The organism is Actinoplanes sp. NPDC051633, from assembly GCF_040681735.1.
In the GTDB taxonomy this organism is placed as follows: Bacteria; Actinomycetota; Actinomycetes; order Mycobacteriales; family Micromonosporaceae; genus Actinoplanes.
In genome coordinates this window covers 1-6,529 of the sequence record NZ_JBFAZH010000366.1, presented here as the reverse complement: position 1 = coordinate 6,529, position 6,529 = coordinate 1, and the positions used below count along the sequence as shown (strand labels likewise).

At 68.0% G+C, this 6,529-nt stretch carries 5 protein-coding genes and 2 pseudogenes; 3 read left to right on the top strand and 4 right to left on the bottom strand.

Annotated features, from left to right (window positions below):
* The 3 genes from AB0M20_RS20705 to AB0M20_RS20695 form a co-directional block, all read right to left on the bottom strand.
* The coding region (locus tag AB0M20_RS20705) for an aerobic carbon-monoxide dehydrogenase large subunit (protein ID WP_364300403.1) at nucleotides 1-2,394 on the bottom strand (2,394 nt) is incomplete at its 3' end.
* Nucleotides 2,391-2,900 carry a (2Fe-2S)-binding protein gene (locus AB0M20_RS20700; protein WP_364300401.1) on the bottom strand — a complete coding sequence of 170 codons (510 nt, stop codon included), beginning with the start codon at nucleotides 2,898-2,900 and terminating at the stop codon, nucleotides 2,391-2,393. The genes AB0M20_RS20705 and AB0M20_RS20700, both read right to left, overlap by 4 nt.
* A 5-nt stretch (nucleotides 2,901-2,905) precedes the next feature.
* Nucleotides 2,906-3,778, bottom strand: a complete 873-nt coding sequence (locus tag AB0M20_RS20695; protein ID WP_364300399.1) for a xanthine dehydrogenase family protein subunit M — start codon at nucleotides 3,776-3,778, stop codon at nucleotides 2,906-2,908.
* A gap of 491 nt (nucleotides 3,779-4,269) precedes the next feature.
* Here AB0M20_RS20695 and AB0M20_RS20690 point away from each other — a divergent pair, with 491 nt between their 5' ends.
* Nucleotides 4,270-5,241, top strand: a complete 972-nt coding sequence (locus AB0M20_RS20690; RefSeq protein WP_364300397.1) for a hypothetical protein — start codon at nucleotides 4,270-4,272, stop codon at nucleotides 5,239-5,241.
* On the opposite strand, the gene AB0M20_RS20685 is transcribed toward AB0M20_RS20690, so the two are convergent.
* Complete coding sequence (locus AB0M20_RS20685) at nucleotides 5,203-5,883, bottom strand: hypothetical protein (protein ID WP_364300405.1); 681 nt, start codon at nucleotides 5,881-5,883, stop codon at nucleotides 5,203-5,205. The two genes, AB0M20_RS20690 and AB0M20_RS20685, sit on opposite strands and share 39 nt — an antisense overlap.
* Here AB0M20_RS20685 and AB0M20_RS20680 point away from each other — a divergent pair.
* Nucleotides 5,783-6,379, top strand: a pseudogene (locus AB0M20_RS20680) (ATP-binding protein); the annotation flags it as partial. The gene AB0M20_RS20685 and the pseudogene AB0M20_RS20680 overlap by 101 nt on opposite strands.
* A pseudogene (locus tag AB0M20_RS20675) lies at nucleotides 6,380-6,529 on the top strand (replication/maintenance protein RepL); the annotation flags it as partial.

The following is a 6,529-nucleotide window of genomic DNA, read 5'->3' as shown; positions in this document are numbered from 1 at the left end:
TATCGGCGGCCTCGGCGTACCCTGCATCGCCTCCCAGACCCGCGACGGGGTCAGCGGCATGTCCGCGTGCCTGATCCCGTAGGGACGCAGCGCGTCCACCACCGCGTTCACGATGGCCGGCGGCGAACCCACCGTGGCCGACTCGCCCACGCCCTTGGCGCCGATCGGGTGGTGCGGCGACGGTGTGACGGTGAAGCCGGTCTCCCAGTCGGGCACCTCGAGCGACGTCGGGATCAGATAGTCCATCAACGACGCGCCGAGGCAGTTGCCGTCCTCGTCGAACGCGATCATCTCCATCAGCGCCATGCCCACGCCGTCGGTCAGCCCGCCGTGCACCTGGCCCTCGATGATCATCGGGTTGATGCGGGTGCCGCAGTCGTCGACCGCGATGAACCGGCGTACCTTCACCACCGCGGTGCCCGGGTCGACGTCCACCACGCAGATGTACGCGCCGTGCGGGTAGGTGAGGTTCGACGGGTTGTAGCAGATCTGTGCCTCGAGTCCGCCTTCGACGCCGTCCGGCAGGTCACCGGCGCCGTGCGCGCGCATCGCGATGTCCTGGATGGTCACCGCCTTGCCGGGGTCGCCCGCGACGTGGAAGGAGCCCTTGTCCCACTCCAGGTCGGCCACCGACACCTCGAGCATGCCGGAGGCGATGATCCGGGCCTTGTCGCGCACCTTGCGGGCGACCAGCGCGGCCGCCGCCCCGGACACCGGCGTTGACCGGCTGCCGTAGGTGCCCAGGCCGAACGGGGTCTGGTCGGTGTCGCCGTGCACCACGTCGATGTCGGCCGGCGGGATGCCGATCTCCTCGGCCACGATCTGCGCGAACGTCGTCTCGTGCCCCTGGCCCTGGCTCTGCACCGACAGCCGCACGACGGCCTTGCCGGTCGGGTGTACCCGCAGCTCGCAGCCGTCGGCCATGCCCAGCCCGAGGATGTCCATGTTCTTGCGCGGGCCGGCGCCGACCGCCTCGGTGAAGAACGCGATGCCGATGCCCATCAGCTCGCCGCGAGCACGCTTCTCCGCCTGCTCCTTGCGCAGCTCCGGGTACCCGGCCATGTCCATCGCCAGCCGCATGGTCGGCTCGTAGTCGCCGGAGTCGTACTCCCATCCGGTCTTGGTCATGTACGGGAACTGGTCCGGCTGGATGAAGTTCTTCAGCCGCAGCTCGGCCGGGTCCATGTCCAGCTCGTACGCCAGACAGTCGACGATCCGCTCGACCAGGTAGACGGCCTCGGTGATCCGGAACGAGCACGCGTACGCGACTCCGCCCGGCGCCTTGTTGGTGTAGACCGCGGTCATCTTGCAGTACGCGGCCTCGATGTCGTAGCTGCCGGTGAACACCCCGAAGAAGCCGGCCGGATACTTCACCGGCGCCGCGGTGCCGTTGAACGCGCCGTGGTCGGCGAGCACATTGGTGCGGATCGCCAGGATCTTCCCGTCGCGGGTGGCCGCGATCTCCCCGCGCATGATGTAGTCGCGCGCGAACCCGGTGGAGATGAGGTTCTCCGACCGGTCCTCCATCCACTTCACCGGCTTGCCGGTCACGATCGAGGCGACGATCGCGCACACGTACCCGGGGTAGATCGGCACCTTGTTGCCGAAGCCGCCGCCGATGTCCGGGGCGATCACCTGGATCTTGTGCTCGGGCAGCCCGGCCACGATCGCGTAGAGCGTGCGGTGCGCGTGCGGCGCCTGCGTGGTGGACCAGAGCCGCAGCTTGCCGTCGACCGCGTCGAAGTCGGCCACCGCGCCGCACGTCTCCATCGGCGCCGGGTGCACGCGGGGGTAGACGATGTCCTCCTTGACCACCACGTCCGCGCGGGCGAAGACCGCTTCGGTCGCCGCCTCGTCGCCGGTCTCCCAGTCGAAGCAGTGGTTGTTGGTCTTGCCCTCGAGGTCGTCGCGGATCACCGGGGCGTCGGGCGCCAGCGCGGTCCGCGCGTCGATCACCGGGTCGAGGACGTCGTACTCGACGTCGATCAGCTCGAGGGCGTCCCGGGCGGCGTACCGGTCGTCGGCGACCACGAAGGCCACCTCCTGGCCCTGGAAGCGCACCTTGTCGGTGGCCAGCACGGCCTGCACGTCGCCGGACAGCGTCGGCATCCAGGCCAGGTTCTGGTCGGCCAGGGCGGCGCCGGTGACCACGGCCCTGACCCCGGGCGCGGCCGACGCGGCGGTGGTGTCGATCGAGACGATGCGGGCGTGCGCGAAGGGGGAGCGCAGGATCGCCAGGTGCAGCATGCCGGGCAGCTGCACGTCGTCGACGAAGCGGCCACGGCCACGGACGAAGCGCGGGTCCTCCTTGCGCAGCATCCGCCCGTACCCGACAGGCTTTTGATCGTTGTTCTCGAACTCGACCTTCTGGGGCGGTTCCTGAATGGTCGTCATGACGTCACCGCCTGAGCTTCGTTCGCGTGCGCCTCGTTCGCCGCCGCGGCCTCGTGCGCCGCCGCCCACTTGACCGAGCGCACGATCGTCGCGTACCCGGTGCACCGGCAGATCTGCCCGGAGATGGCCTCGCGGATCTCGTGGTCGTCCGGATCCGGATTGCGGTCCAGCAGGGCCCGCGCGGTCATCATCATCCCCGGCGTGCAGAAACCGCACTGCAGGCCGTGACACTGCATGAAGCCTTGTTGTACGGGATCGAGCTCGGCGCCGTTCGCAAGACCTTCGACCGTGCGTACGCGGTGCCCGCCGGCCATCGCGGCCAGCACGGTGCACGACTTGACCGGCTCCTCGTCCAGCCACACCACGCAGGTGCCGCAGTTGCTGGTGTCGCAGCCCCAGTGCGTGCCGGTCAGGCCGAGCACGTCGCGCAGGAAGTGCACCAGCAGCAGCCGGCCCTCGATCTCCCGCGTGTACTCGACGTCGTTCACGGTCATGGTGACCTGCATGGCGTCTAACCCCCGATCCGTTGCACGGCACGCCGCAGCGTGCGGCGGGTGAGCTCACCGGCCAGGTGGCGCTTGTAGTCCGCGCTGCCGCGCTGGTCGGTGGCCGGTTCGCAAGCGTCGCGGGCGATCGCGGCCGCCCGGTCGTAGAGCTCCTCGGACGGCGGCTGCCCCGCCATGGCCGCCGAGATCGCCGGGATGCCGGTCGTGTTCGGCCCGACCGCGGCGAGCCCGACCCGCGCGTCCGCGACGGTGCCGTCGTCGTTGAGCCACACCGCGGCGCCGGCCGAGGTGACCGCCCAGTCGCCGGCCCGCCGCTCGACCTTCTCGTACGCGCTGGAGCCGCGCGGCCGCAGCGGGATGCGCACCTCCAGCAGCATCTCGCCGTCGCCGACCGCGGTCTCGTACGGCCCCCGGTGGAAATCCTCCATGGTGACCGTGCGTGTGCCGGCCGGGCCGCGAATCACGCAGCTGGCATTCAGCGTCGTGCACACCGCGGAGAGGTCCTCGGACGGGTCGGCCTGGCAGAGCGAGCCGCCCAGCGTGCCGCGGTTGCGCACGACCGGGTCGGCGATCACCCGCTCGGCGTCGGAGAAGATCGGGAAGACCCGGGCCAGCTCGTCGGACTCGAGCAGCTCGCGGTGCCGGGTCATCGCCCCGATCCGGACCTCGTCGTCGCCGACGACGATGAAGCCGAGCTCGGTGTGCAGGTCGTTGATGTCGATCAGATAGTCGAAGTTGGCCAGCCGGAGCTTCATCATCGGCAGCAGGCTGTGCCCGCCGGCGACCAGGCGGGCCGTGCTGCCGAGTCGTTCGAGGAGCCCGATGGCATGGTCGACGGTGGTCGCGCGCTCGTATTCGAACGGTCCCGGAACCTGCACAGGGTCACGCTCCTATGTGGTGTGATCGAGCGCAGTATGTGTCCCGGCCTGTACACAATGTCAACACCGACTTAAGCAAGTGCTTAGGGCAGGTCAGCCGACCGTTCGGCGGACATACAGAGAGCTATCGATTCGATACGCTCCGCCCATGCCCGCGCATGTCCGCCCGGCTCGGCTGGCGCGCTTGATCGCATGGGTGATCGGCGTGCAGCCGCTTCAGGGCTATCTGGACCAACCGGGCCTCGAGGACAGCGACCTTCAACTCGCGGCGTGCACACGGAGGGACTGGTGGGACCTCGTCTATCACCTCACAAGGCAGACCGGCTGCGGCAGGCACCCAAATTCCAGTTACCTCGCTCGGCGAGGACGGCCGGTGAGCGGGCCGTGCACTTTCGAAGGTTGCGAGCGCACAACCGAAATACGGTCTTACGATCCCCTCGTCCACCGGAGCGCCCTCGCCCGGCGTTGCAAGAAACACAAGAATTCGTGAGATGCCGGAATTAGTCGGCGCCGGCGACTTCACCACTCGGCAGAAATTTGTCAACCTGGTGCCGGCTCTGTTGTCCATCGGCGTCGTCAGCATCCTGATCGTGGCTGGTGCGCCGGATCAAGCACCGACAATCGGGCGCTTGACCGGGCGAGTCAAAGAATACGGTTGGACCGGCGCGGCGTTCATCACCGCTGGTTCGGTTCTCGCCGCGTTGTTGCTGGAGCCCCTCGAACTCGCATCGATCCGGTTGTTGGAGGGTTACGGGAGTCCGAGGGGCCTGATCGGCCGCATTCGCGGCCACGGAGTGTGGATGCAGCAGCGCCGCAAGGAGCGCTTCGAATGGATTCTGTCGAATACTGCTGATGTCGCAGAACGCCGACACGCCGCGCAGATGGTCAATCGGATGCCATTCGAATCGGCACTGCTTCCGACAAGTCTCGGCAATCGACTACGGCACATGGAGGAACAAGCAGGCAAGCCCTATGAGTTGATCTCCCTTCGCGCCTGGCCCCGTCTCTATCTGGTGCTCCCCGAGTCCACCCAGAAGGTAGTGGCCGATGGTCGCAATCAACTCGACACGGCCGCCCGGCTCTGTCTGAGTCTGGCGCTGACCTCAGTGGTGGTGCTGGGCCTACTGTTCCGGCACGGGTGGTGGATGCTGGCGGCATTGGCGCTGTTTCTGCTGTCCTGTCTGGCCTACCGCTCGGCAGTGGAAGCCGCCGGTGTCTACGCCACCGCGGTCTTCGCCGCCTACGATGTGCATCGCCTCAAGCTGCTCCAGGCCATGCATCTGAACATTCCATCCGGGTTGCTCGCCGAACGAGAACTGAACGACGACTTGATGAGCCTCTGGCGCAGGCCCAACGTTCATCCGTTCGACATTCCATATGGACGGACCGACAGTGATGTCGGCGTGCATCACCACATTCAGGGCCTACGGCCGGACGAGGTCGACGCTGGCCCCGATGGCTAGGGCCTTGACGGTCAGGACCGGGCTGGTCGTGGACTCGTCCGGGTCGGGAAGGTCTCGGCAGCGGCCGAGGATCTCCCGCTTGTGGAGAGCCACCTTCCAGCCCGTGGGAATCACCACCTCGACGCCGCTCCCGATCGCCGTGATCTCGAGGCGGGCCTCCGCCGTCTTGCCGCTCGCCGGTGTCAACTGCACCTCGCAACCGCTCATGATCGCGACCAGGTGAGCCAGCGATCGCTCGTGCTCGGGTGCCGGCCATTTAATCCGCCGTGCCTCGGCGATCGACGTCAGTCGGCCGATCATCGGGCTCGCCGGCCTTTGGCGCCACCACCAGATCAGCAGCGCAACGCCGACCACCGTGAGCAACCCCGGCCAGAACAGCAGATCCACCTTGTCCGGCAGCCTCCCGGTGGTGCGCAGCAGCAGAACGTAGCCCACGGTCATGATCAGGAACGGGATCCAGGCGGCCGGCTTGCGGAGCAGCAGCCGCAGCACTCCGAGCAGGCCGAACAGGAACAGTCCGGCCGGCCACCACGTCGCGACCATGCCGGGAACGTCCGCCGACGGCCTCAGGCGGTCCCAGAGCCACAGCCCGCCGAAGATCACCAATCCGGTGCCGAGCCAGAGCCGCAGATGCCCGTACATGGCGGTGAGTGAACCATCGCCGGCGGTGGCCGCGCCGGGCGGCGCGCCGGATCGAAGAAACAGATATCGATGGAGACTTCCGTTTTCGTCATGGCGGCGTAACACTGTGCCCATGGAATTTGCATCACGCGTGCAACATTTCGGATCCGATGCCGCCGCGATCATCGACCTGGTCAACGGCGGGCCCGGGCGCGTGCTCGTGCTCACCGGGCCGGCCGGCAGCGGGCGCAGCACCATCCTCCGCGCCGCCGCGGAAGCCGCCACCGGCCACGCCGTCCGGTTCATTCCCGGCGAGGCCGACGAGACCGACATCGCGTACGCCGGGTTGCAGCGCCTGGTCGGCGCCGCCCACGCGCACGCGACCTCCCTCCCGCGCTGGCAGCGCGACGCCCTCGGCCAGGCGGTCGAGGGGCTCCCGGTGCACGCCGGCCGGCTCGCCCTCGGGCTGGCCACCCTCGGCGTGCTCCGCGAGGAGGCCCGCGACCGGCCGACCCTCCTGCTCGCCGACGACGCCCACCTGCTCGACCGGCCCTCCTGGGAGGTGCTGGCCTTCGTTAGTTATACCGTAAACAAACGTCTGGTAACTTCGTAAAGGCATATATAGTGCAATTAATAAGTATGTTAGATATGATTGGCGGAAAAAAAC

Excerpts from the sequence above, each read along its gene's own strand:
- AB0M20_RS20700 (WP_364300401.1), bottom strand. The coding sequence starts at position 2,900 with ATGCAGGTCACCATGACCGTGAACGACGTCGAGTACACGCGGGAGATC.
- AB0M20_RS20685 (WP_364300405.1), bottom strand. The coding sequence starts at position 5,883 with ATGTACGGGCATCTGCGGCTCTGGCTCGGCACCGGATTGGTGATCTTC.
- AB0M20_RS20690 (WP_364300397.1), top strand. The coding sequence starts at position 4,270 with ATGCCGGAATTAGTCGGCGCCGGCGACTTCACCACTCGGCAGAAATTT.